Genomic DNA, 22,851 nt, shown 5'->3' with positions numbered 1-22,851 from the left:
CGGCGGGGAGTTCCGGCGGCACGACCCTTACACCGTAGCCATTTGTGAATGCATGCACAAAGTCGGCGGGGGCCGCAGCACCGGAGGCGCAAACCTTCCCCGCCATCATTGCGGATACCCCCCTGAAGTGCCAAAACGGGTGGTACAGGGCACGTGACGGGGCTCGCGGGCTCCGAACCGGGGCTAGTCGCCCAGCGCTCGGCGGAGGCGTTCCTCCTCGACCTTCCAGAAACCGTGCTCGGCTCCATCGATCAAGATCACCGGGACCCGGTCGCCGTACTCGGCGCGCAGCTCCGAGTCGCCGTCGACGTCGCTGACCGACCACGGGACCCCCAGCTCATCGCAGATCCGGCGCACGTCGGAGATCGCGTCGACGCAGGAGTGGCAGCCCTCGCGGGAGATCACGGTGACCTCGTGCACGTCGCCTCCTCGGCGGGTCGTTCGAAAAAAATCCGCGACTCCAACGTACTCAGCCCGCGACCGGGCGGAGACCGGGCTCACTGGCGCGATCGTCCTGCTCACGTGGCCAAAATCACCCGGCGTGATCGGGCTCATCCCGCCAGGAGGCCACGCAACGCGACCGGACCGTCACCGCAATGAACTACCTACTTCTGAGTAACAACACGTATGCTGCTGCTCCAACGCCCACTTCGGTGGGAGGTCGGCCAGTCGAGTGAAGGCCCGATCGAGCGGTACCGGCGCAACCCGTCGGCCCTGATCGGTCCCCGGATCAGGTGTCCGTCACGGGCACGACGACATGGTTGCCGGCGCGGTGCGTCCCCGTACCACCGCCAGTCGGCGAAGCCAACGAAGGCAGGAGGTCGCCGGAGATGAGCAGCCCCGAGACGCTCGCACCCCCCGCCCCCGACACCGCAGGCCGCACTCACCACGTGCGGTCACGGCCTGTGAGTTCACCGAGCACGCCCGACGCCTGGTCGGAGATCGCGGACACCGTCCTGGACAACCGCGTCCCCGACAGCTGGGCCTACGTCAGCGCGGCCCAGCAGGGCGACAACGACGCCTTCGGCAGGCTCTACGACGAGTACTCGCAGACCGTCTACCGGTACGTGCTGTTCCGGGTCAGCGATCACTGCCTGGCCGAGGACATCACCAGCGAGACGTTCCTGCGGGCGCTGCGGCGCATCGCCTCGATCAGCTACCAGGGCCGCGACGTGGCGGCCTGGTTCATCACCATCGCCAAGAACCTCATCCTCGACCACATCAAGTCGAGCCGGAACCGGCTGGAGATCCCCACCTCGGAGGTCACCGACCACCTGCCCGCCAAGGGCTCGCACGTCGGGCCCGAGCACCAGGTGCTGCTCGACGCCACCAACAGCGAGCTGCTGCAGTGCATCCGCCAGCTCAACCCCGACCAGCGGGAATGCATCCGGCTGCGGTTCCTGCAGGACCTCTCGGTGACCGAGACCGCCGTGGCGATGCAACGGAACGAGGGCGCCGTCAAGGCCCTGCAGCACCGCGCGGTCCGCCGACTGGCCCAGCTCCTGCCCGACGATCTCCGCTAGTCCTCAGGAGATCGCGCTCCCCCCGCTCGGCGGTGCGGGTGGGGCCGCGAGGCAGCTCACCGAGAAGAAAAAGCGGCTCCGCCGCTTCGACACGATCAAGGTTCTTGCCGTTCCCGGCGTAGGTGCGCAATCGTGGCGCGGGCGAGGTCTTAAGCTAGGAGGACGCCGACCCGGACGGCATCCTCGGAGCGGGTCGGATCGGACCACGGACTTCGCACATCACCACTCCGGAGGAACCCGGGAGGCGCGGCGGTGCCGACACGGCAGGGCTCGGCCGATGACGCGGACCACAACGGCATGCGCACGTCCAGCACAGAGCAGATCGACAGCGCGAAGGTAGCGGGTCGCGCCTCAGCGGAGGCCGCGGTCGCCGCTGCCCCGGTCCAGGACGGCACGCTCACGACGCCGCCCGACCTGACCGCGGCGGCGTTCTTCGACGTCGACAACACGATGATGATGGGCGCCTCGCTGTTCCACTTCGCCCGAGGTCTGGCCGCCCGCAAGTTCTTCAACGCCGGTGACCTGGCCGGATTCGCCTGGCAGCAGCTCAAGTTCCGCATCGGCGGGCGGGAGAACCCGCAGGACATCCAGGCCAGCCGGGAGCAGGCGCTGTCGTTCGTGGCCGGGCGCAGCGTCGAGGAGCTGGTGAACCTCAGCGAGGAGATCTACGACGAGCTGATGGCCGACCGGATCTGGGCGGGCACCCGCGCGCTCGCGCAGATGCACCTCGACGCCGGTCAGCGGGTCTGGCTGGTGACCGCGACCCCGGTCGAGCTGGCCTCGATCATCGCGCGGCGGCTGGGCCTGACCGGCGCGCTGGGCACGGTGTCGGAGAGCGAGAACGGGATCTACACCGGCCGGCTCGTCGGCGAGATGCTGCACGGTCGCGCGAAGGCGCACGCGGTCCGAGCGATCGCCGCCAGCGAGGGCCTGGACCTGCGGCGCTGCACCGCCTACTCGGACTCGGCCAACGACATCCCGATGCTGTCCGTGGTGGGCACGGCCGTCGCGGTGAACCCGGACCAGCGGCTCCGCGAGATCGCGCGCGCCCGCGAGTGGGAGGTCCGCGACTTCCGCACCGGCCGCAAGGCCGTCCGCATCGGCCTCAACTCCATGCTCGGCGCGGGAGCGGCGGCCGGAGCGGTCGCAGCGGGCATGGCCTACCGCCGCCGCGACCGCTCCTGAGCTCAACCGGAGATGTCGACCATCCAGTTGATGCCGAACCTGTCGGTGCACATGCCGAACTCGTCGCCCCACATCTGCTTCTCTAGCGGGACGTGGACCTGGCCGCCCTCGGAGAGCTTCGCGAAGTAGCCGCGGAGGGCGTCGCCGTCGGCCGCTTCGCCGCTGATGCTGATCGAGAAGTTGCTGCCGGGCTGCGGTGTCGTGTCCGGCGGCGCGTCGGCCGCCATGATCGTGAACCCGAGCTCGGAGATCAGGTTCCCGTGCATGATCTTGTCCGCGAGCGGGCCGTCGGCCTGACCGAACTGGCCGTAGGTGTTCAGCGCCAGATCACCGCCGAGCACCGAGCGGTAGAACTCCAACGCCTGCCGGGCGTCGCCGTTGAACTGCAGGTACGGGTTGAGCTTCGCCGCCACCGGAATCGCCTCCAGTAGTAGGGGTGCGGACGGGCCGGCGCGGCGGCATCCCCGCCCGTCGCGCCGGCCAGCTACATCCTGAACATCCGGCGGCGCCCCCTGCATGCCCGATGGGGCGGGATCATCAGACCGGGTGGATATCAGCCGAGGAAGACGTTCGTGCGCTGGGACAGCAGGCGGTAGAGGGTCTGCTGGATGATCTCGCGGACCTGGTCGGAGAGGCTGAACACCAGCATCGGGTCGTCGGCCGCGCCCTCCGGGTAGCCGCTGGTCTCGATCGGCTCGCCGAACTCGATGTACCACTTCGACGGCAGCGGGACCGCGCCCAACGGGCCGAAGTGCGGGAACAGCGGGGTCACCGGGAAGTACGGCAGCCCCAGCAGGCGGGCGAGCGGCTTGAGATCGGCCAGCTTCGGGTAGATCTCCTCGGCGCCGACGATCGCGCACGGGATGATCGGCGCCCCGGTGCGCAGGGCGGCCGACACGAAGCCGCCGCGGCCGAACCGCTGCAGCTTGTAGCGGTCCTTGAACGGTTTGCCGATGCCCTTGAAGCCCTCCGGCCAGACGCCGACGAGCTCGCCGTTGGTCAGCAGCCGCTCGGCGTCGGGGTTGCAGGCCAGCGTGTGCCCGGCCTTGCGGGCCAGCGGCCCCAGCACCGGCATCCGGAACACCAGGTCCGCGCCCAGCATCCGCAGGTGCCGCTCGGCCGGGTGGTGGTCGTGCACGGCGATGGTGGTCATCAGCGCGTCCCACGGCAGCGTGCCGGAGTGGTTGGCGACCAGCAGCGCCCCGGTCTCGGGCACGTTGTGCGCGCCGATGGTCTCCACCCGGAACCACTTCTCGTAGAACGGGCGGATCAGGCGCAGCAGCACCTCGTCGGTGAGCTCCTCGTCGAAGCCGAACTCGTCGACCTGGTAGTCGCCGAGCAGGCGGCGGCGGGCGAAGGCGAGCACGTCGATGACGGACTCCTCCCACCCCGGTTCCTCGGGGTGGGGCGGGATCCGGTCGCCGTCCTCCGGTCGCAGCGGGATCACCTGCGCATCGGCCATCGCGCCTCCGTCTCTCACCGCAGTCTGGAAAGCAGGTCCCCGGCGCGCCGTTCCAGCGCCATGATGTTGTCCGGCTCCACCACGGGGCGGAGTCCGCGACCGCGCACGAAGTCGTCGAACGCCTGCTGGGTGGTCCAGCGCGGGGTGTACCCGAAGGTCTCACGGAGCCGTGTGGCGTCCACCACCCGGCCGAAGTTGAGGAAGCGCAGCTGCTCCGGGGAGAAGTCGACCAGCCGGGCGCTGCGGAACAGCTGCGTCACGGCCGGGACGGACACGCTCGGCAGCGGCAGCGCCACCCGGCCCGCGCGGCGGATCGCCTGGGACAGCATCAGCACCCCGTCGCCGGCGACGTTGTAGACGCCGGTCTTGTCCCCGAGCGTCGCGCGCTCCAGCACGGCCAGCGCGTCCTCCGAGTGCAGCAGCTGGAAGCGCGCGTCGAAACCGAGGACGGTGGGCACCACCGGGAGCATGAAGTAGCGGGCCAGCATCGCGTCGATGCGCGGGCCGATCAGGTTGGAGAACCGCAGCGTGGTGATGTCCACGTCGGGCCGGCGGCGGCCGAAACCCCGCACGTAGCCCTCGATCTCGACCGCGTCCTTGGCGTAGCCGGACGAGGGCAGGTCCTTGGGCTCGACGTCCTCGGTGAACACGGCGGGATCCCGCGAGCTCGACCCGTAGACGGCGCAGGTGGAGCGCACCACGACCTTGCGGACCCGGGGAGACTGCTGGCAGGCGGCGAGCAGCTGCATGCTGCCGATGACGTTCATCTCCTTGAGCGTCGCGCGCCCGCCCGGACCCGTGTGGGTGTTGATCGCCGCGTGCACCACGGTGTCCACCCCGGCGTTGTTGATGACCTTGCTGATCAGCGGGTTCCTGATGTCGGCGCGCACGAACTCGGTGCGCCCCATCCGCCGCAGCAGGTCGCGACCGGGTTGGACGGTGTCGACCCCCAGCACCCGGTCGATCGCCGGGTTCGCCGCCAGCCGCGCCGCCAGGTGGCCGCCCAGGAAGCGGCTCACACCCGTCACCAGCACGACGTTCGGCCCCATTAGTCACCCCGCGCAGTCGAAGGAGTGCCGCCCGAGATCGATGCTACAGGCGCACCCGCCCCCGACCGGGTTGACCGGGCGTTACCAAGCGGGGTCGTGCAAGAAAAACCGCCGTCGACTCCAGTGGTCGACGGCGGTTCTCACATCACTTGCCCAACTTGCGACGCTGGACGCGCGTCTTGCGAAGCAGCTTGCGGTGCTTCTTCTTGGACATACGCTTGCGGCGCTTCTTGATGACCGAGCCCATGCGGACTCCTTCACTCTTGACGGCGGTTCGAACGTCTTCCGTGCCGGAGCAGCTGCCAGGAGCGCATCAGGCACGACCAACCCAAAACTTTACCCGCCCTGGTCTCGGGGCTGCCGCCGTGGTCCGGCAAGCGCGGTTCGATCACCCCCGGGCGCACCTGGGGGTGATCATCGCGGTCGGCTCATCCCGCGTCGTAGTAGGCGTGCTCGAGGTAGGCGTGGACGTCCTTCTCGGCGACCCGGAACGAGCGCCCCACCCGCGCCGCGGGCAGCTCACCGGCGTGCACGAGCCGGTAGACGGTCATCTTCGAGACCCGCATCAGCTTGGCCACCTCGGCGACGGTGAGGAACCGCACCTGACCCATGTTGGGAGGCGCCTGCTGGCTGGGTTCGGAGTTCGCAGACATGCTTCACCGTGCCCTTCGCACGTGTCGCCCCCGGCGGCTTCCCCTCCGCCGGAAACCTCACGCACGTGCTCCACCGAGACTAACGGGACACAGCGAGATTGTTGAGTTGACTTCGGAACCACCCGTGCCGCGCGGAGGTCGCCAGTGGACAGTTTTAGCCATAATTGTCCCGACAAAACGGACATTGATCATGGGTGATTCTGGCTAAAACTGTCCACTGGTGACGCACCCACCCACAGCGACCCTCCGGAACCGGCTTCGCCGGTGGGCTGACGTTCGTCAGTCCTCGTGGGCCTTGCCGAGCTCCACCGAGCGGTCTCGGGCCGCTTCGATGGCGTCGATGAGGGCTGCGCGGACTCCGTGCTTCTCCAGTTCGCGGATTCCCGCGATCGTGGTTCCCGCCGGGGAGGTGACCGCCTCGCGGAGCATCACCGGGTGGCCGTCGCCCTCGCGGAGCATGGCGGCCGCCCCGACAGCGGACTGGACGATGAGGTCGGCGGCCGTGGCGCGCGGGATGCCCAGCAGGATCCCGGCGTCGATCATGGCCTCGACCAGGTAGAAGAAGTACGCCGGACCCGATCCGGACAGCGCGGTGACCGCGTCCTGCTGGCTCTCCGGGACGCGGGCGACCTTGCCGACGCTGCCCAGCAGCTCCTCGACCAGGTCCAGGTGGTGCTCCTCGGCGTGCGCACCGCCGGAGATGGCGGCCATCGCCTCGCCGACCAGCATCGGCGTGTTCGGCATGACCCGCACGACCGCCGTGCCCTCCGGCAACCGGCGCTCGAACAGCTTCGTCGGCAGGCCCGCGCACAGCGAGACGACCAGCTTGCCCGACGGGATCTTCGGCGCCACCTCGTCCAGCAGCGGCTCGATGTCCTGCGGCTTGACCGCGACCACGATGACGTCCGCGCGCTCCACCGCCGCGGGCACGTCCACGTGCGAGATGCCGTAGGTCTTGGTCAGCTCCTCGGCCCGGGTCGGGAAGCGCTCGGTGAACAGCAGGTCGGACGGGGCCCGGCCTGCCTTGATCAGGCCCGAGAGCAGGGCTTCTCCGATCTTCCCGGCTCCGAGCACGGCGATGGTCGTCATGCGCCTCAGGGTGCCAGACCACGCTGCGTGTCGAGCCCTCCCGTTGACCCGGCCTGGAAGATACTGTGTCTTGCACCACAAACCGAAGGTCTTTCACCCCGCCACACCGAGCGATCCCCACCCGAAGGAGCTTCGACCATGTTGAGCACGATGAACGACGGTCCCCTCTCGATCGCCCGGATCCTGCGGCAGGGCTCCGGCCCACACGGCGCCTCCGCCGAGGTCGTCACCTGGACCGGGGACGGGGCTCGGCGCAGCGACTACGCCGAGGTCGGCCGGGACGCCGCTCGCCTGGCCCACGCCCTGCGCGGCCTCGGCGTCACCGGTGACCAGCGCGTCGGCACGTTCATGTGGAACAACGCCGAGCACCTCGCCGCGTACCTCGCGGTGCCGTCGATGGGCGCGGTGCTGCACACCCTCAACATCCGCCTGTTCCCGGAGCAGGTCGTCTACGTCGCCAACCACGCCGAGGACCACGTGGTGCTGGTCGACCACACGCTGCTGCCGCTGTTCGGGAAGCTGCTGCCGGACATGAAGACCGTCCGGCACGTCGTCGTGGTCGGCGGTGACGCGGCGGCGCTGGAGGCCCCGTCCGGGGTCGAGGTGCACGGCTACGCCGAGCTCCTCGCCGGGCAGCCCGACGAGTTCGACTGGCCCGAGCTGGACGAGCGCTCGGCGGCGGCCATGTGCTACACGTCCGGGACCACCGCCAACCCCAAGGGCGTCGTCTACTCGCACCGCTCGATCTACCTGCACTCGATGCAGGTCTGCATGACAGACGGCATGGGCCTGCGGCAGGGCGACCGGGGCCTGGCGGTCGTGCCGATGTTCCACGCGATGTCGTGGGGCCTGCCCTACGCGGCGTTCATGGTCGGCGCCTCGATGATCATGCCGGACCGGTTCCTGCAGCCCGAGCCGCTGGTGACGATGATGGCCGCCGAGCGCCCGACGATGGCGGCCGCGGTGCCCACGATCTGGCAGGGCGTGCTCGCCGAGCTCGACGCGAACCCGCGCGACATCTCCTCGATGCACGAGGTCGTGATCGGCGGATCGGCCTGCCCGCCCGCGATGATGCGGACCTTCCAGGAGCGCTACGGCATCACCGTCGTGCACGCCTGGGGCATGACCGAGACGTCCCCGCTGGGCAGCCTCGCCCGGCCGCCGGCCGCGGCCACCGGCGAGGACGTGTGGGCCTACCGGGAGAGCCAGGGCCGGCTGCCCGCCTCGGTGGAGGGGCGGCTGGTCGGCGACGACGGCCGGATCCTGCAGTGGGACGGGCAGAGCGTCGGTGAGCTGGAGGTTCGCGGCCCGTGGGTGGCCAAGGCCTACTACGGCGACGACGACCCGGAGAAGTTCCACGACGGCTGGCTGCGCACCGGTGATGTCGGGTTCCTGACGCCGGAGGGCTTCCTGCACCTGACCGACCGGGCCAAGGACGTGATCAAGTCCGGCGGCGAGTGGATCTCCTCGGTGGAGCTGGAGAACCAGGTCATGGCCCATCCGGCGGTGGCCGAGGCGATGGTCATCGGCGTCCCCGACGAGAAGTGGTCGGAGCGCCCGCTGGTGGCGGTGGTGCTGCGCGAGGGTCAGACCGCCGACGCCGCCGAGCTCCGCGAGTTCCTCACCGGCTCGGTCGCGAACTGGCAGCTCCCGGAGTACTGGACCTTCATCACCGAGGCCCCCAAGACCAGCGTCGGCAAGTTCGACAAGAAGCGCCTCCGCCAGCACCACGCCGAAGGCGCCCTCGACGTCATCCACCTCACCTGACCCGCGCACCCGGAGAGGGAACCCGGTTTCAACGGAAGTCGTGGACCTGATCTCCATTGAGATCGGGTTCCCGACTTCCGTTGAAATCGCGGCCCCCGGTCGGTCCGGGTGCACCGGTCAGGAGGGGGAGAGGGCGAGTTGGCGGGATTGGCAGATGAGGCGGCCCACCGAGTCGATGACCTGGACGTCCTCGTCGAACCACTGGCCGTGGACGGCACGGCAGTCGACGAGCATCCGCAGCCAGCCGTTGGCCGGGTGCGCGCGCAGGTAGGCGGTCAGCTGGACCGTGGGGGCCCAGCCGAAGCGGCCCAGGTTCAGCGTCACCGGGACGGTGAGGTCACCCGCGACCAGGCCGAACAGCAGATCCGGGTGGCCGTCGCGCGGCTTGACCCACATCCGGTAGCGGGGCTCGCCGGTGCCGCCGTTGAGGAACTCGGCGGTGTTCGGGTCCAGCCGCATGTCGCAGACCTCGGCGAGGTGGAAGAACCGCGTCGACTGGCTCAGGTCGACGGCGTCCGGCGGCGGGTTCACCGGCATCGACGGCAGGTCCGACCACTCCGGTTCGGCCGCGGGCATCCGCCCGGCGGTGACCGTTGCGTCGACGCACACCTGGCCGCGCTGCTCCAGGGACGCGCGCACGACGGTGACGGTCTTGCCGGTCTTGAGCGGTTGCAGCCGGATCATCACCGGACCGACGCGCGGCGGCCGCAGGTACTGCGCGCTGATCGACAGCGGTTCCAGCCCGGTGCCGTCGCAGACCGCTCTGGTGAGCAGTGCCAGCAGGTAGCCGCCGTGCGGGTTGTCCCCGACAGCCCAGTCGGGGTGGAGGTTCGCGACGTAACTGCCGTCGCCGAGCGAACGCACCGAGGTGGCCGCGGAGAACGAGTCCTGGACCTCGGTCACGTGGGGTCCACCGGTCGAAAGCCCACTGCGCGCAACGAGTTCATGATCGAGGATTCTAATGACCGCCGCCGAAGTTGATCATCAGGCGTCGGTTAGCGGCCCTAAGTGCCCAGCGGTTCGAGGTGCAGACGGGCGAAGAGCAGGGCTTCGGCCAGGAGATCGGCTCGTTGCTGGGGATTCTTGGCCTTGCGGGTGTTGACCTCCAGCACGACCGAGCCCTCGTAGCCGTCGGCCGCCAACGCCTCGCACACCTCGGCGCACGGCTGGCTCCCCTGACCCGGCAGCAGGTGCTCGTCGTGCGCTGCCCCGGTGCCGTCGGCCAGGTGCACGTGGGCGAGTCCACTGCTCATCCGCTTGAGCAGCTCGATCGCGTCAACGTGCGCGGCGGCCGCGTGCGAGAGGTCCAGGGTGTAGTTCCGGAAGCCCACGTCGGTCGGGTCCGGCGAGGGCTTGAACGCCGACAGCCCGCCGTTGCCCTTGGCCCCGGACGACCGGGCGGTGCGCAGCCGGTTCAGCGAGTTCGGCGGGCGCAGCGGGAACATGTTCTCCACCGCGATCTTGATGCCGCTGGTCTCCTCCAGCTCCTCCACCAGTTCCGGGAACGCCTCGGCGTAGCGGCGCTGCCAGCGGAACGGCGGGTGCACCACGACCGTCGAGGCACCCAGCTCGGAGGCCGCCACCACGGCCTTGCGCAGCCGCTCCTCGGGTTCCGGCGACCACACGCGCTGGGTGATCAGCAGGCAGGGCGCGTGCACGGCCAGGACCGGGACCCCGTGCTGCCGGGACAGGCGGCTCAGCGCCTTGACGTCCTGGCTGACCGCGTCGGCCCAGACCATCACCTCGACCCCGTCGAAACCGAGGTCCGCCGACATCTCGAAGGCCGCGCGCGCCGGCTGCGGCCACACCGAGGCGCTGGACAGCCCCACCGGTATCCGGTCGGGGGCGTCCTGCCGCTCGGGTCGGGTTGGTTGTCCAGTCATCTCGAACCAAGCATGACCGACGGTCGTGGAGCGGTTGCGCAGCGGTCGGGCGTCCGGACGTTCACATCACCTGTCCGAGCCAACACCGACGACCTCTCATTGGTTGATCAGCAGCAGCGCCGCGGGCGACACCGTGCAGAACAGGCCCACCAGCACCGACAGCAGGATGGTCTGCAGATCGTTGGTGCGGAAGAACTTCCACGCAACGAGCACCAAAAGGCCGGTGAACACCAGTGCCGCGCCGAACGCGGCGATCGTCGCGTTGATCCACAACCAGCGGAAGCCGACCCACACCGCACCGCCGCCGACCAGGCCGAGGACGCCCTGCAGGGCCAGCGTGCCCCACTCCTTGCCCGCCGACGGCGGCCGGTCGCCCTCGTCCGGGTCGTAGTCGTCGTCGAGCCCGGCGGGCGCCGAGAGGTCGTAGTCCTCGTCGTAGGACTGGTCGTACGGCTGCTCGTAGGGGGCCTGCTCGTAGCCGCCCTCGGCGAGGCTCTGATCGTCGAAGTCGTACGGGTCGGACTCGGGCTCGGCCTGCGCCGGGTAGGCGCCGACGCCGCCGTCGATGCGCGGGATCTGCTCCGTGAAGCTCTCCGGCAGCTGCGGCGGTCCGGCCGGAGCCATCGGCGGACCGGCAGCGGGCCCGGCGGCAGGACCGGCGGCCGGTCCGGACGGGGGCGGCGCCGGCAGCGCGGGCTGCCGGATCGTCGCCTCGGCGTCGGTGCTCGGCGCGGACGGCGCCGGGGAGGCGGACGCGCCACCGGCGCTGCCGAAGCGCTGCGCCCAGTAACCGGCGCTGCCGGGCTGCGGCCCGGACTCCGCCGGGGTCTCCGGTGCCGGGCGCGCGGGCGGCTGCGGCGCGGCCGGAGGTGCCTGCGGCGGCTGCTGCGCCGCGGGCGGGGCCGCAGGCGGTGGTGCCTGCGGTGCCTGCGACTGAGGCGGCTGAGCCTGAGGTGCCTGTCCCTGGGGTGCCGGGGCCGGAGGTGTCTGCGGCGGCTGCCCGCCGTGCCTGCGGCTCGCCGGGGCCTCCTCGTCCGGGTTGACCGCGCGCATCTGACCGCTGTCCGACAGGACGCGGTTGATGATCTCCTGCGGCGCGGTCTCGGTCGGGTCCTCGGCCTTCCTGCGCCGGCGCCGGGAGCTCTTGTCGGAGCTGCCGCCGTACTCGGCCAGCAGCTCTGCCACGGTGCGCTGGGTGGGCTGGTCCGCCCCGCTGTCCCGACTCATCGTTCCCACCGTGCCCCGTGCCGCGGTTGCAGTCCAGTTCCGTCCACCGGTGCCTCGGTTTCATTCCGTGTCGGGCCGGACGCATTCTCCTGCGCCGGCACGAGCCCGCCCGTGCCCCCCGCACGCACCGGAACGCCGCTCTTGAACGCAGTGTGACTATCTCCGTTGGTGTGGTCCAGCCGCCGAAGGATGACTCCCTCGCGCAGCGCCCACGGGCAGATGTCGAGTTCGGTGACTCCCAGGGCCTTCATCGCGGCCTCGGCGACCAGGGCACCGCCGACGAGCTGGTGCGCCCGGGCGGAACTCACACCGTCGAGTGAAGCCATGTCGTTCGAGGACATCCGGGTGATGAACGCCAGCAGCTGCCGCAACCCCGTGTCGGTGAGCTTGCGCGGCACGCGCTGGCCCGCCGAGGACGGCGCGGAACCGGTCAGCCGGGCCAGCGAGCGGAACGTCTTCGACGTCGCCACCACGCGGTCCGGGCGGGCGAGCTTCCGGAACTTCTTCGCGGTCGGCGCCAGCTGGCCCTCCAGCCACTCGCGCGCCTTCTTGATCTCGTCCTGCTTCGGCGGGTCGTGCAGCATCGTGCGGCTCATCCGGCCCGCGCCCAGCGGCAGCGAGACGGCCAGGTCGGGCTGCTCGTCGATGCCCAGCGCCATCTCCAGCGAACCGCCGCCGATGTCGAGCAGCAGCAGGTTGCCCGCCGACCAGCCGTACCAGCGGCGGGCCGCGAGGAAGGTGTAGCGGGCCTCGTCCTCGCCCGGCAGCACCTCCAGCTCGACGCCGGTCTCGGCGCGCAGCCGGTCCAGGACCTCCGCGGCGTTGTCCGCGTCGCGGATCGCCGAGGTCGCGAAGGCCATCAGCTCCTCGCACCCGGCGGCCACGGCCGCTTCCTGCGCGTCGGCGATCGTCCGGATCAGCGCGTCCGCGTCGTCGTCGGCGAGTCGGCCGCCCTGCGCGCCGATCCGCTCGGCGAGTCGCAGGACGGTCTTCTCCGATGTCATCGGGGTCGGATGCGCACCGCGGTGCGCGTCCACCACGAGCAGGTGGACGGTGTTGGATCCGACGTCGAGGACCCCTAGGCGCATGACCGACAAATTACCGGCTGCGCACGTCCCCGGGCTGCAGGTGGGCGGGAAACTGCGTCCCGGAACACTCCCGCCGCACCCGTCACCAGGTCATCAGGGCCCGCCACCAGGTCAGCAGCCTCTCGGGGATGCGACCGGTCACACCCGGCCGGCTCAGGCCTCGAACTTGTAGCCAAGACCACGCACGGTGATCAGGTAGCTCGGGTCCGCAGGGTCCGGTTCGACCTTCGAGCGCAGCCGCTTGACGTGCACGTCCAGGGTCTTGGTGTCGCCGACGTAGTCCGCGCCCCAGACCCGGTCGATGAGCTGACCGCGGGTGAGCACCCGGCCGACGTTGCGCAGCAGGTACTCCAGCAGGTCGAACTCCTTGAGCGGCAGGTTCACGTCCTCGCCCTCGACGGTGACCACGTGCCGCTCGACGTCCATCCGCACCGGACCGGCCGCCAGCACCTGCGGCTGCAGCTCCTCGGCCTCGCCGCGGCGGCGCAGCACCGCCCGCACCCGGGCGATGAGCTCGCGCGCCGAGTAGGGCTTGGTGACGTAGTCGTCGGCGCCCAGCTCCAGGCCCACGACCTTGTCGATCTCGCTGTCGCGCGCGGTCACCATGATCACCGGCACGGCGGAGCGCTGCCGCAGCTGCTTGCACACGTCGGTGCCGCTCATCCCGGGCAGCATCAGGTCCAGCAGCACGATGTCCGCGCCGTTGCGGTCGAACTCGTCCAGGGCATCGGTGCCGTTGGCCGCGACGGCGGCCGTGAAGCCCTCCTTGCGGAGCATGAAGGCAAGCGGGTCGGCGAAGGACTCCTCGTCCTCCACGATCAGCACTCTGGTCACCGGACTCCTCCTGTTTCGACGGTTGTCACGCCGTCCGCACTGTCGGTGGTGGACCGCGCGGCAGGTGCCGCCCGATCGGGTTCGGTGGTCGCCTCGTCGTCGCCCTCGGCAACGCTGTGCCGGGGCACCCGGATGGTGAAGGTGGAGCCCGTCCCCGGCCTGCTCCACAGCTTCACCTCGCCTCCGTGGTTCGCGGCGACGTGCTTGACGATGGCCAACCCCAAGCCGGTACCGCCGGTGGCCCGCGAGCGCGCGGGGTCCACCCGGAAGAACCGCTCGAACACCCGCTCGTGGTGCTCCGGCTCGATCCCGATGCCGCGGTCGGTGACCGCGATCTCGACGAAGTCCTCGGACAACCGGCGCGAGATCGACACCGGGCTGCCGTGGGGGGAGTAGTTGACCGCGTTGGTGACCAGGTTCGTCAGGGCCGTGACCAGCAGCGCCCGGTCGCCCTCCAGCAGGTAGCCGGACGGTCCGTCCACCGCGATCTCTATCCCGGCGGACTCGGCGGCCAACCGGGACCGGCCCAGCGCCTCCTCGACCACGTCGTCTACCTCGACCGTGGTCAGCTCGGGCAGCCGCTCGGCGCCCTGCAGCCGCGACAGCGCGATCAGCTCCGAGACCAGCGTTCCCAGGCGCGTGGACTCGTGCAGGATCTTGGTGGAGAAGCGCTTGACCTCGTCGGCGTCGTCGGCGCTGTCCAGCAGCGCCTCGGCCAGCAGCGCCAGCGCGCCCACCGGGGTCTTGAGCTCGTGGCTCACGTTGGCCACGAAGTCGCGCCGGGTCGCCTCCAGGCGCACCGAGTCGGACTGGTCGGCGGCGTCGACGACGGCGAAGCCGTCCCCGAGCGGCCGGACGTCGCCGAGCACCGCGGCCGGGCCGCGGCCGGCCAGCGAGGCGCGCCCGTCCAGCGGGCACAGGTCGACGGTCACCGGCTCGCCGGTGCGCACGGCCTGCTCGGCGGCCTTCTGGGCGCGCGCGTCGGCCCGGTAGTCCTGGATGACGCCCAGCTCGGCGGCGCGCGGGTTGTGCAGCACCACGTCGCCGAAGCGGTTGAGCACGACGACGCCGTTGGTGCTGGTGTGCACCAGGCGCTGCAGGAGTTCGGCGACGGTGGGGCCCTGGGGCTTGGACGTGCGGTAGGGCCGGGATCCTCTGGCAACCAAGAATCCGCCGACCGCGCCCAGCAGGAGCGCGGCGATGATCAGGGCGGTCCAGCCCAATGCGGTCACGTCTGCATCGTAAGCAAGCTCGGGTGGGCGAATGCCAGTCCACGAGGGCGTTCCGTGACGCCCGTGACACGAATCGGGCGCTTCTTCACCTGTGGTTCACCCCCTGATCGGAGCTGGTTCAGCTACCACCCGGGCCTCGGTAGCGCTCCGTTCCCCGACTCGGCGACTTCTCGCCACTCGTCACCCACGTGAGCGACGCGTGGAGGGCACCTCGGGAACGTTCCCGAGGTGCCCTCCCCCGCGAAGCCGGTGGTTCAGCGGCCCGCCGGTGGTTCAGCGGCGGGTCAGCGGCCCTGGTTCGCCACGGCCGCGGCGGCAGCGGCGGCGGCCTCCGGGTCGAGGTAGGTGCCGCCCGGGTTGGTGGGCTTGAAGTTCTCGTCGAGGTCGTAGCGCAGCGGGATGCCGGTGGGGATGTTCAGCCCGGCGATGTTCTCGTCCGAGATCCCGTCCAGGTGCTTGACCAGCGCCCGCAGCGAGTTGCCGTGCGCGGCGACCAGCACCGTCTTGCCCGCCTGGAGATCCGGCACGATCGCCGACTCCCAGTACGGCAGCAGCCGGGCCACGACGTCCTTGAGGCACTCGGTCCGCGGCATCTCCGCGCCGAGGTCGGCGTAGCGCGGGTCGGAGTCCTGGCTGAACTCGTCGCCGAGCTCGATCTCCGGCGGCGGGGTGTCGTAGGAGCGGCGCCAGAGCATGAACTGCTCCTCGCCGTAGGCCTCCAGCGTCTGCTTCTTGTTCTTGCCCTGCAGCGCGCCGTAGTGGCGCTCGTTGAGCCGCCAGTCGCGCTTCACCGGGATCCAGTGGCGGTCGGCGCCGTCGAGGGCGATGTTCGCCGTGGAGATCGCGCGCCGCAGCAGCGAGGTGTGCAGCACGTCCGGCAGCACGCCCGCGTCGCGGAGGAGCTCACCGCCGCGCTTGGCCTCGGCCTGGCCCTTGTCCGACAGCGGGACGTCCACCCAGCCGGTGAACAGGTTCTCGGCGTTCCACGTGCTCTCACCGTGCCGCAGCAGCACCAAAGTCGAAGTCATGGCCCCAGGCTATCCGGCCCGATCCGCAGGGCAGCGGGGTTGTGAGCTTCACCCGAGAGTTACGTGATCCCCGCCCGGCTGTGACACGACAGTGTCGGCCGTCACTTTCCGTGGAAGATATGGCGCCTCCAACCGTGCGTGCTCTAGTTTTCTAGTCGAACATCACACGAATGGAGTAATGCGGCGGCCTTGTGGCAGCTACATAACTCTGCGAAGTTGACAACGCTCTCCTTGATCGGCTCCCACGCACTCCCCGATCTCGCGAGAGCGTGAGCGCGGTTCAGCTCCCCCAACGAGCCGCGCCCCGCCGGGTTCAGGGTGCCCCCGCCCTCCAGACCCGTCAGGCGGGACCACCGTGGTGGGGCGGCTCGAGCTCGTGACTCCCCCTCTCTCCCGAGCCGCCCCTCCCGGTCTCTTTTCGATCGTGGTCGTCTTGCGTGGCGGTGCGGGTAGCGGAACCTGAGCGCCTCCGTGGACTCCGTGCGCCGCTCCTTGAGTATGTGAATACGCGGCGTCACGGCGTACTCGCCACGAAGGCGCTCAGAACCCGCGGCGGTGCCGGTTGCTTGCTCGGGGTACTGCGAAAGCACCTGCGGTGCTTGCCTGACGTTCGTGACTTTCCCGTCAGCCCTCTAGTCCTCTTGGTCCACCAGTTGTTTGAAGGGTTGGAGGTTGGCGAGGGACTCGCCCCTGGACTCGCGCCAGGCCCATTCCCTCCTGATGGCAGTGGCGAAGCCGAGTTCCAGGAGGGTGTTGAAGTCCCCGTCGGCCGCTTCGAGGACCTGGCCGAGGATCCTGTCCAGCTCGTCCGGGGTGGTGGCCTGGTGGCTGATGCGGCCCACCAGGTAGATGTCACCGGTCTTGTCGATCGTGTAGTGCACGCCGTAGAGCTTGGCGTTGCGGCGCAGCAGGTAGCGGTAGACGTTCTCGTGGTTCTCGTCCGGCTGCCTGCAGACGAACGCCTCGATGAGCAGAGCGTGCTCGGCGACGATGAGCCAGCAGTTGGTCTGCAGCTTCTTCGTGCCGGGCAGCGTCACGAAGAAGCGCCCCTCGCCCTTGTCCTGGTGGGCGAGCTCGTTGGCCTCCAGCGTGGACGTGATCACCTGTTCCGGGGTCACGCCGTCACCTCCTCGATCCGCAGGCTCCGGTTGAACGCCAGTTTCGCCTGCGCGTAGGTCTCCAGCAGGGACTCCGTCGTGCGCGCCCAGGAGAACGTGCTCGCGTGCTCCCGCGCGCGGGCCGCCAGCCGGTGCCGCAGCTCCGGGTTCAGCAGCGCCGAGCCCAGCGCGTCGGCCCACTGCCCGGTGCGGTGGCCGTCGACCAGCACGCCGGACACGTCGTCGGCGACCGCCACCGGGAGGCCGCCGACCGCGGCCGCCACCACCGGCGTGCCGCACGCCTGCGCCTCCAGCGCGACCAGGCCGAACGACTCGTTGTGGCTGGGCACCGCCACGACGTCGGCAGCGCGGTAGAGGCGGGCGAGGTCCGCCCCGCCGCGCGGCGGCAGGAAGCGCACCACGTCGTCGACGCCCAGGTCCACCGCCAGCTGCTGCAGGGCCCGGGGCCGCTCCAGACCGCTGCCGGAAGGACCGCCGACGACCAGCACCACCAGGCGCTCGCGCAGCTCCGGACGTCGTCGCAGCAGCTCGGCGGCCGCGCGCAGCAGCACGTCCGGCGCCTTCAGCGGCTGGATCCGTCCGACGAACGCCAGCACCAGCGCGTCGGCGGGAACGCCCAGCTCCTCGCGCGCGGCCGACCCGTCGCCCGGGGTGAAGACCTCCAGGTCCACCCCCGGCGGGATCGTCGCGACCGCGTCCGGGTCGGCGTCGTAGCGGTCGATGAGATCGGTGGCCTCGAACTCGGTGTTGGCCACCAGCATGTCGGCCTGGTCGACGATCTGCTCCTCGCCCAGCACCCGCACCCTGGGCTCCGGCGAGTCGCCCTCGGCGAGGTTGGCGTTCTTGACCTTGGCCAGCGTGTGCGCGGTGTGCACCAGCGGCACTCCCCAGCGCTCCCGGGCCAGCCAGCCCACCTGGCCGGACAGCCAGTAGTGCGAGTGCACCACGTCGTAGTACCCGGGCTCGTGCCGGGCCTCCACCCGCAGCGCGCCGGCGGCGAACGCGCACAGCTGCGAGGGGAGGTCGTTCTTGTCCAGGCCCTCGAACGGGCCGGCCACCACGTTGCGGACCAGCACGCCCGGTGCCAGCTCCGCGATCGGCGGGATGTCGGAGGAGGTGGCGCGGGTGAAGATCTCCACCTCGGTGCCGAGCTCGGCGAGCCGCCGGGAGGTCTGGGCGATGTAGACGTTCATCCCGCCCGCGTCACCGGTGCCGGGCTGCTCCAGCGGGGAGGTGTGCAACGAGAAGACGGCGGCGCGGCGCGGCCGCATCCGCAAGGTCCTGGAAGTCATCTGCTGCCCATCGCAAGCCGGTGGGCCCGAGTTGTTCGGACCCGATCAACCCCGACACCGCACGCCGCCGAAACATTCCCGTCGACGCGCTGAAACCTCGGAGCCAACCCACGACGCTACCCCCGAGGGGCGGCGAAACCCCCGCTCCGCCGCCCCTCGGTGGCTTCCGTCACAGGCCGTCCGCGCTTCCACGGCAACGCGGTGGGGGTGGGGAAGTTTTCATGAAAACCTCCCCACCCCGGGCCTCGATCAGAGGGCGGACTTCGCCTTCCACTGGTCCCAGGTCAAGATCCAGTCGTAGACGTCGTAGCGCGGTTCCATCGAGCTCGCCGAGCCCGTGACCTCGACCGGGTCGCCCAGCAGGGCGCTGTCGTAGTAGGCCTTGGCGTCGGCGGCGTTGAGGTTGATGCAGCCGTGCGAGTTGTTCACCTTGCCCAGCGCGGCGGCGTTCTCCTGGTTCTCGTGGATGAACTCGCCGTGGTTGGAGAAGCGGGCCGCGAAGGTCTTGCGCACGTCGTGGTACCCGTAGCGCGGGTTGTCCATGATCTCGACGGGGTTCTTCTCCATCACGATGTACGTGCCGTTCGGGGTGTTGCGCCCCGGGTCGTACTCCTCGCCGTAGCTGGCCGGGTAGCTGGCCACCTGCTGCCCGTCGCGCATCACGACCATCTGGTGGGTGCCCACCGCGGCCTTGACGATCTGCGCGCGGCCGATGTCGAAATCGCTGGTCAGGTCGGCCAGGCCGTAGGAGCCGTTGCCGTAGGGCACGCCGTAGAGGTCGGCCTTGACGGTGACGTGCGTGTTCGCCGGCCAGTACTCCTTGGGCCGGTAGTCGACCTGCTTGTCCGACAGCCACGCCCACGAGCCCTCGACGGGCGTGGAGGTCTGCACGCTCAGCGCGCGCTCCGCCGCCGCCTTGTCCTTGACCGGCTCGTCGAACTTGACGCTGATCGGCATCGCGATGCCGACCTTCGCGTCGTCGGTCGGGTTGACCGTGGCCCGGACCGTCTTCTTCGGCTGCACCGTGCGGAAGGAGCCCTGCACCGGCGCCTTCCTCCCGTCGGTCCCGACGGCCTGGCCGGACCAGGTGTACTCCTTGCCGTAGCCGAGCGCCTCGGTCGCCTGCCAGCTCGTGCCGTCGGCGGCCAGCTGCCCGGCGACGGCCTTGCCGTCGGCGTTGGTCAGCTGGACGGACTCGAAGCGCCCCTCGTCCACGGAAGCCTTGATCGGAGCGGTCGGACTGACCTCACCCGCACCGGCGCCCGGTTCGAGGTGGACCGCGGCGACCGGCGGAGCGGGCTGGGACTGCTCCTGCGATTGCGCAGAACAGCCCGCGATCAGCAGGACGGCCGCCAACGCCCCCAACAACACGCGCCACGGCAGCCGCATCACACCACTCACTTCGAAGGAATCCTCTCTGAAAATGAAGTCGAAATCGGCAAAAAACGGTCACCGCCGGAAAAAGCGAACGCGCTTCTCTCCAGCCGGCGGTTCTCCTCGCCCCCACCATTAAGACGCGCGACGGCGCGAAAAGATGTCCGGGACGCTTGTGCATCGCATCACAACCGCCGAATGCCGCTCCACCTGCCCCGAAAGGGGGACATTCGACGCGAAATGGAGTTCGCGCGATTCCCCGGCACAATTCGCGCGAACGGCCCTCAGACGCCGAGCGACTGGAATCGCGGGTGGAGCCGGACGTCGAGTTCCGAGAGAACGTCCCCTATCGGAGTCGCATATCCGACGACCCCGCCCTCGGCCCCGGCGACGTGCAGACCCAGCAACCGGCCCGACGGGTCGACGACGGCCGCCCCGGCATCACCCGGGCCGCAGAAGTGCGGCCGATCGGTGGTGATCCGGATCTGCTCGCGCAGCACCCGCACCCCCAGCGCCGCCCCGTGATCGACCCTGATCGTGGCGTCCACCGAGGTCACGACGCCGTCGGTGAGACCCGTGCCGAAGCCGTGCTTGCGGACCGGCTCGCCCGGGCAGGCCCGCGCGTGACCGGTGACCGGGCCGAGCCTGCCGACCTCCGGCGAGGCCGTCAGACCGGGCACGACGCGGACGGCGGCCGCGTCCACCCGGCCCGACAGGGCGGCCCTGGCGAGTTCGGCGTGCACCTGGCCGCTCTCCGGCTCGGCCATCCGGTCGCCCACCGACCACGCGTCGTCCAGGCAGCCGACGTCGAAGGTCGTCAGCCCCATCGGCTCGGCGGAATCACCGGCCACCAGCACCCCGAGCGTCCCGATCCGGCGGTACTCGCCGGCCTCCAGCCGGACCGACCGGCACGGCGCCAGGCCGCTGCCGCCGCGCACCGCGCGCAGCGGGCACCCCGGAGCGCCGTCGGAGCCGATCGTCCGGGTCGGCCACCGCAGCGGCTCCTCGCTGGAGCGGTGGATGTGCTGCAGGAGAGCCTGCTCCTCGACCACGTCGGTGGGGATGCCGAACAGCTCGGCGGGCACGCAACCGTCCCGGCCGAGGACCTCGCGCGGCCGCTTGCGGGCGACCGACACGACGATGACCTGCTCGCGGAGTCGGCTGCCCGCGCGCGTCCGGGCGCCGATGTCCACGCCCGTGACCCCGGGCAGGTCCAGCAGCTGGTCCTCGACCGCGCGCTTGATCGGGCGGATCACCGCGCGGTCGCGAAGTTCCCTGATGCTCAGCATGGTGGCCCCCTCCACCTCTGCCATTTAACACACAGGGTTACCTGTTAGTCACTAAGAGTCACCTGGATGGCCGCTGGATCAGAGCGCGCAATCGACCATCACGGGCTCGGGAGCGAGGGTGACGCCGAAGACCTCGCGGACGCCGTCGCGGACCTCGCGGGCCAGTTCCAGCAGGTCCGAGGTGGTCGCACCGCCCCTGTTGGTCAGCGCCAGGGTGTGCTTGCTCGACAGCGCGACCCGACCGCCCGGCCCCCGGTGGCCCTTGGCGAAACCGGCGCGCTCGATCAGCCAGGCCGCCGACAGCTTCCCGCCGCCCTCGGCCGGGTACTGCGGGATCCGCTGGTCCGCGCCCACCCGCTCGGCGATGCGCTCCAGCGCGGCGGGCAGCTCGGCCTCCGGCACGATCGGGTTGGTGAAGAACGAGCCCGCGCTCCAGGTGTCGTGATCGGCCGGGTCGAGCACCATGCCCTTGCCGCGCCGCAGCCCCAGCACCGCGTCCCGCGCCTTCGCCGCGTCCACCCGCTCCCCGGGCTCCACGCCCAGCGTCCGGGCCAGCTCGGCGTAGCGGATCGGCGCCGACAGGCCGCTGTCGTGCAGCCGGAACCGGGCGCGCAGCACCACCGCCGCGTCGCTGTGCTTGAGGACGCTGCTGCGGTAGGTCAGGCCCAGGTCGGCGGCCCGCACGGTCCGCACCCGGCCGGTGCGCCGGTCCAGCAGGTCGACCGAGACCAGCAGCTCGGAGACCTCCACGCCGTAGGCGCCGACGTTCTGCACCGGGGTCGCCCCGGCCAGGCCCGGGATGCCCGACAGGCACTCCAGCCCGCCCAGGCCCTGGGCCACCGAGTCCGCGACCACGTCGTCCCAGTCCTCGCCCGCCTCGGCGGTGAGCTGCACGATCCCGTCACCGACGTTGTCGTACTCGCGGCCGCGGGTCGCGATGCGCACGGCGTGCCCGTCGAAGCCCTCGTCGGCGATGACCAGGTTCGACCCGCCGCCGAGCACCAGCAGCCGGTGCCCGCCGTCGTCGGCCGCGCGGACCGCGTCGACCAGCTCGTTCTCGCTGGTGGCGACCACGAGGCCGGTCGCGGGGCCGCCGAGTCGCAGGGTGGTGAACTCGGCCAGCGGCGACCCGCCGCCCGGCTTCTCACCAGGCAGGGCAGTGTCGTCGCGCACTTCTTCGGCACCGGACGTAGAGGCACTCACGACTGCCAAAGGTAACCTCCGCTGCATGGCACGCCGCATCGAGCACCGCAGCACCTCCGAACGGCCCGCCGTCGAGGTGTACCGGGCGCTGATCGATTCCGACTACCTCGCAGCCCGGCTGGAGGAGCTCGGCGGCTCCACCGCGACCCTGCTGCAGCACGTGGACACCGACGACGGGGCCCGCTTCCAGACCCGTCAGGGCGTCCCGGCCGACAAGCTCCCGTCGGTGGCCCGCACCGTCGTCGGCGGCGACCTGCTCATCGACCGCAGCGAGTCCTGGCGGCGCGAGGAGGACGGCCACTACACCGGCGAGATCGCGGCCGAGATCGCCGGCGCCCCCTGCTCCATCACCGGCTCGATGTGGCTGCGCGACCTCGTCGACCCCACCGGGCCCGCGGTCAGCGAGCTCGTCGTGGAGGGCTCGGTCAAGGTCACCGTCCCGTTCGTCGGCGGCAAGCTCGAAGACCTCGTCGCCGAGCAGGTGCAGAAGATGCTGGTCGAGGAGGACCACTTCACGGCCGCGTGGCTGGCCCAGCGCGCCTGAGCGCGCGACTC

The 22,851-nt window shown here is 70.6% G+C and carries 23 protein-coding genes; 4 read left to right on the top strand and 19 right to left on the bottom strand.

Features of this window, described 5'->3' with window-relative positions; all coding sequences use genetic code 11:
* Positions 1 to 183 precede the first annotated feature (183 nt).
* Positions 184 to 420: a glutaredoxin family protein gene (locus tag REH65_RS19055; protein WP_406688532.1), complete on the bottom strand. Its 237-nt coding sequence runs from the start codon at positions 418 to 420 to the stop codon at positions 184 to 186.
* A 410-nt stretch (positions 421 to 830) separates the two neighbouring features.
* Here REH65_RS19055 and REH65_RS19050 point away from each other — a divergent pair, with 410 nt between their 5' ends.
* Both REH65_RS19050 and REH65_RS19045 read left to right on the top strand, forming a co-directional pair.
* On the top strand, positions 831 to 1,523 hold the full coding sequence (locus REH65_RS19050) for a sigma-70 family RNA polymerase sigma factor (RefSeq protein WP_406688531.1): 693 nt from the start codon (positions 831 to 833) through the stop codon (positions 1,521 to 1,523).
* Between the two features lie 297 nt (positions 1,524 to 1,820).
* The gene (locus tag REH65_RS19045; protein WP_281457508.1) at positions 1,821 to 2,708 is read left to right on the top strand and encodes an HAD-IB family hydrolase; all 888 of its coding nucleotides are present in this window, start codon (positions 1,821 to 1,823) and stop codon (positions 2,706 to 2,708) included.
* 2 nt (positions 2,709 to 2,710) lie between these two features.
* Here REH65_RS19045 and REH65_RS19040 read toward each other — a convergent pair whose 3' ends face one another.
* The 6 genes from REH65_RS19040 to proC form a co-directional block, all read right to left on the bottom strand.
* Positions 2,711 to 3,121, bottom strand: a complete 411-nt coding sequence (locus tag REH65_RS19040; RefSeq protein ID WP_406688530.1) for a VOC family protein — start codon at positions 3,119 to 3,121, stop codon at positions 2,711 to 2,713.
* A gap of 140 nt (positions 3,122 to 3,261) precedes the next feature.
* The gene (locus REH65_RS19035; protein ID WP_406688529.1) at positions 3,262 to 4,170 is read right to left on the bottom strand and encodes a lysophospholipid acyltransferase family protein; all 909 of its coding nucleotides are present in this window, start codon (positions 4,168 to 4,170) and stop codon (positions 3,262 to 3,264) included.
* A 14-nt stretch (positions 4,171 to 4,184) separates the two neighbouring features.
* Positions 4,185 to 5,219 carry an NAD-dependent epimerase/dehydratase family protein gene (locus REH65_RS19030; protein WP_406688528.1) on the bottom strand — a complete coding sequence of 345 codons (1,035 nt, stop codon included), beginning with the start codon at positions 5,217 to 5,219 and terminating at the stop codon, positions 4,185 to 4,187.
* A 145-nt stretch (positions 5,220 to 5,364) separates the two neighbouring features.
* Positions 5,365 to 5,466, bottom strand: a complete 102-nt coding sequence (locus REH65_RS19025; RefSeq protein WP_010241351.1) for a 30S ribosomal protein bS22 — start codon at positions 5,464 to 5,466, stop codon at positions 5,365 to 5,367.
* A 181-nt stretch (positions 5,467 to 5,647) separates the two neighbouring features.
* Positions 5,648 to 5,872: a helix-turn-helix domain-containing protein gene (locus REH65_RS19020; protein ID WP_281457470.1), complete on the bottom strand. Its 225-nt coding sequence runs from the start codon at positions 5,870 to 5,872 to the stop codon at positions 5,648 to 5,650.
* A gap of 279 nt (positions 5,873 to 6,151) precedes the next feature.
* Positions 6,152 to 6,961 (bottom strand): pyrroline-5-carboxylate reductase, encoded by an 810-nt coding sequence (gene proC / locus REH65_RS19015; RefSeq protein ID WP_406688527.1) that lies wholly within the window; start codon positions 6,959 to 6,961, stop codon positions 6,152 to 6,154.
* 138 nt (positions 6,962 to 7,099) lie between these two features.
* Here proC and REH65_RS19010 point away from each other — a divergent pair, with 138 nt between their 5' ends.
* Positions 7,100 to 8,728 (top strand): long-chain fatty acid--CoA ligase, encoded by a 1,629-nt coding sequence (locus REH65_RS19010; RefSeq protein ID WP_406688526.1) that lies wholly within the window; start codon positions 7,100 to 7,102, stop codon positions 8,726 to 8,728.
* Between the two features lie 117 nt (positions 8,729 to 8,845).
* Here the strand turns inward: REH65_RS19010 and REH65_RS19005 are convergent, their stop codons facing one another.
* From REH65_RS19005 to REH65_RS18950, 12 genes are all read right to left on the bottom strand, one after another.
* Positions 8,846 to 9,631 (bottom strand): thioesterase family protein, encoded by a 786-nt coding sequence (locus REH65_RS19005; protein ID WP_406688525.1) that lies wholly within the window; start codon positions 9,629 to 9,631, stop codon positions 8,846 to 8,848.
* A gap of 101 nt (positions 9,632 to 9,732) precedes the next feature.
* Positions 9,733 to 10,611, bottom strand: a complete 879-nt coding sequence (locus tag REH65_RS19000) for a sugar phosphate isomerase/epimerase family protein (protein WP_406688524.1) — start codon at positions 10,609 to 10,611, stop codon at positions 9,733 to 9,735.
* Positions 10,612 to 10,707: 96 nt separating this feature from the next.
* The gene (locus REH65_RS18995; RefSeq protein ID WP_406688523.1) at positions 10,708 to 11,838 is read right to left on the bottom strand and encodes a hypothetical protein; all 1,131 of its coding nucleotides are present in this window, start codon (positions 11,836 to 11,838) and stop codon (positions 10,708 to 10,710) included.
* Entirely contained in the window at positions 11,835 to 12,926 is a 1,092-nt protein-coding gene (locus tag REH65_RS18990; RefSeq protein ID WP_406688522.1) for a hypothetical protein, read from the bottom strand. The genes REH65_RS18995 and REH65_RS18990 overlap by 4 nt, the downstream gene beginning before the upstream one ends.
* Before the next feature lie 153 nt (positions 12,927 to 13,079).
* Positions 13,080 to 13,760 (bottom strand): response regulator transcription factor, encoded by a 681-nt coding sequence (locus tag REH65_RS18985; protein ID WP_281457463.1) that lies wholly within the window; start codon positions 13,758 to 13,760, stop codon positions 13,080 to 13,082.
* On the bottom strand, positions 13,757 to 14,992 hold the full coding sequence (locus tag REH65_RS18980; protein ID WP_406688521.1) for a sensor histidine kinase: 1,236 nt from the start codon (positions 14,990 to 14,992) through the stop codon (positions 13,757 to 13,759). Before REH65_RS18980 ends, REH65_RS18985 begins: the two co-directional genes overlap by 4 nt.
* Positions 14,993 to 15,276: 284 nt before the next feature.
* Positions 15,277 to 16,020 carry a phosphoglyceromutase gene (locus REH65_RS18975; RefSeq protein ID WP_281457461.1) on the bottom strand — a complete coding sequence of 248 codons (744 nt, stop codon included), beginning with the start codon at positions 16,018 to 16,020 and terminating at the stop codon, positions 15,277 to 15,279.
* Between the two features lie 632 nt (positions 16,021 to 16,652).
* Positions 16,653 to 17,138 carry a YbjN domain-containing protein gene (locus tag REH65_RS18970; RefSeq protein WP_281457460.1) on the bottom strand — a complete coding sequence of 162 codons (486 nt, stop codon included), beginning with the start codon at positions 17,136 to 17,138 and terminating at the stop codon, positions 16,653 to 16,655.
* Entirely contained in the window at positions 17,135 to 18,430 is a 1,296-nt protein-coding gene (gene mshA, locus REH65_RS18965) for a D-inositol-3-phosphate glycosyltransferase (RefSeq protein ID WP_406688520.1), read from the bottom strand. Before mshA ends, REH65_RS18970 begins: the two co-directional genes overlap by 4 nt.
* A gap of 249 nt (positions 18,431 to 18,679) precedes the next feature.
* Positions 18,680 to 19,819: an Ig-like domain-containing protein gene (locus tag REH65_RS18960; protein ID WP_406693196.1), complete on the bottom strand. Its 1,140-nt coding sequence runs from the start codon at positions 19,817 to 19,819 to the stop codon at positions 18,680 to 18,682.
* A 269-nt stretch (positions 19,820 to 20,088) separates the two neighbouring features.
* The gene (locus tag REH65_RS18955; protein WP_406688519.1) at positions 20,089 to 21,093 is read right to left on the bottom strand and encodes a hypothetical protein; all 1,005 of its coding nucleotides are present in this window, start codon (positions 21,091 to 21,093) and stop codon (positions 20,089 to 20,091) included.
* A 78-nt stretch (positions 21,094 to 21,171) separates the two neighbouring features.
* Positions 21,172 to 22,335 carry a UDP-N-acetylmuramate dehydrogenase gene (locus tag REH65_RS18950; RefSeq protein WP_406688518.1) on the bottom strand — a complete coding sequence of 388 codons (1,164 nt, stop codon included), beginning with the start codon at positions 22,333 to 22,335 and terminating at the stop codon, positions 21,172 to 21,174.
* Here REH65_RS18950 and REH65_RS18945 point away from each other — a divergent pair.
* Complete coding sequence (locus REH65_RS18945; RefSeq protein WP_281457455.1) at positions 22,322 to 22,840, top strand: DUF2505 domain-containing protein; 519 nt, start codon at positions 22,322 to 22,324, stop codon at positions 22,838 to 22,840. The genes REH65_RS18950 and REH65_RS18945 overlap by 14 nt on opposite strands.
* Positions 22,841 to 22,851: the final 11 nt, after the last annotated feature.

It is taken from the genome of Saccharopolyspora sp. ID03-671 (assembly GCF_045278815.1).
Classification (GTDB): Bacteria; Actinomycetota; Actinomycetes; order Mycobacteriales; family Pseudonocardiaceae; genus Saccharopolyspora; species Saccharopolyspora ipomoeae.
Note: the sequence above shows the minus strand (reverse complement) of the source record. Positions and strands in the feature narration are given on the sequence as shown.

Bases quoted from the DNA above. Each gene is read 5' to 3' on its own strand.
- REH65_RS19050 (WP_406688531.1), top strand. From the start codon at position 831: ATGAGCAGCCCCGAGACGCTCGCACCCCCCGCCCCCGACACCGCAGGC.
- REH65_RS19045 (WP_281457508.1), top strand. From the start codon at position 1,821: ATGCGCACGTCCAGCACAGAGCAGATCGACAGCGCGAAGGTAGCGGGT.
- REH65_RS19035 (WP_406688529.1), bottom strand. From the start codon at position 4,170: ATGGCCGATGCGCAGGTGATCCCGCTGCGACCGGAGGACGGCGACCGG.
- REH65_RS19030 (WP_406688528.1), bottom strand. From the start codon at position 5,219: ATGGGGCCGAACGTCGTGCTGGTGACGGGTGTGAGCCGCTTCCTGGGC.
- REH65_RS19025 (WP_010241351.1), bottom strand. From the start codon at position 5,466: ATGGGCTCGGTCATCAAGAAGCGCCGCAAGCGTATGTCCAAGAAGAAG.
- REH65_RS19020 (WP_281457470.1), bottom strand. From the start codon at position 5,872: ATGTCTGCGAACTCCGAACCCAGCCAGCAGGCGCCTCCCAACATGGGT.
- proC (WP_406688527.1), bottom strand. From the start codon at position 6,961: ATGACGACCATCGCCGTGCTCGGAGCCGGGAAGATCGGAGAAGCCCTG.
- REH65_RS19010 (WP_406688526.1), top strand. From the start codon at position 7,100: ATGTTGAGCACGATGAACGACGGTCCCCTCTCGATCGCCCGGATCCTG.
- REH65_RS19000 (WP_406688524.1), bottom strand. From the start codon at position 10,611: ATGACTGGACAACCAACCCGACCCGAGCGGCAGGACGCCCCCGACCGG.
- REH65_RS18995 (WP_406688523.1), bottom strand. From the start codon at position 11,838: ATGAGTCGGGACAGCGGGGCGGACCAGCCCACCCAGCGCACCGTGGCA.
- REH65_RS18990 (WP_406688522.1), bottom strand. From the start codon at position 12,926: ATGCGCCTAGGGGTCCTCGACGTCGGATCCAACACCGTCCACCTGCTC.
- REH65_RS18975 (WP_281457461.1), bottom strand. From the start codon at position 16,020: ATGACTTCGACTTTGGTGCTGCTGCGGCACGGTGAGAGCACGTGGAAC.
- mshA (WP_406688520.1), bottom strand. From the start codon at position 18,430: ATGACTTCCAGGACCTTGCGGATGCGGCCGCGCCGCGCCGCCGTCTTC.
- REH65_RS18960 (WP_406693196.1), bottom strand. From the start codon at position 19,819: ATGCGGCTGCCGTGGCGCGTGTTGTTGGGGGCGTTGGCGGCCGTCCTG.
- REH65_RS18955 (WP_406688519.1), bottom strand. From the start codon at position 21,093: ATGCTGAGCATCAGGGAACTTCGCGACCGCGCGGTGATCCGCCCGATC.
- REH65_RS18945 (WP_281457455.1), top strand. From the start codon at position 22,322: ATGGCACGCCGCATCGAGCACCGCAGCACCTCCGAACGGCCCGCCGTC.
- REH65_RS18950 (WP_406688518.1), bottom strand. From the start codon at position 22,335: ATGCGGCGTGCCATGCAGCGGAGGTTACCTTTGGCAGTCGTGAGTGCC.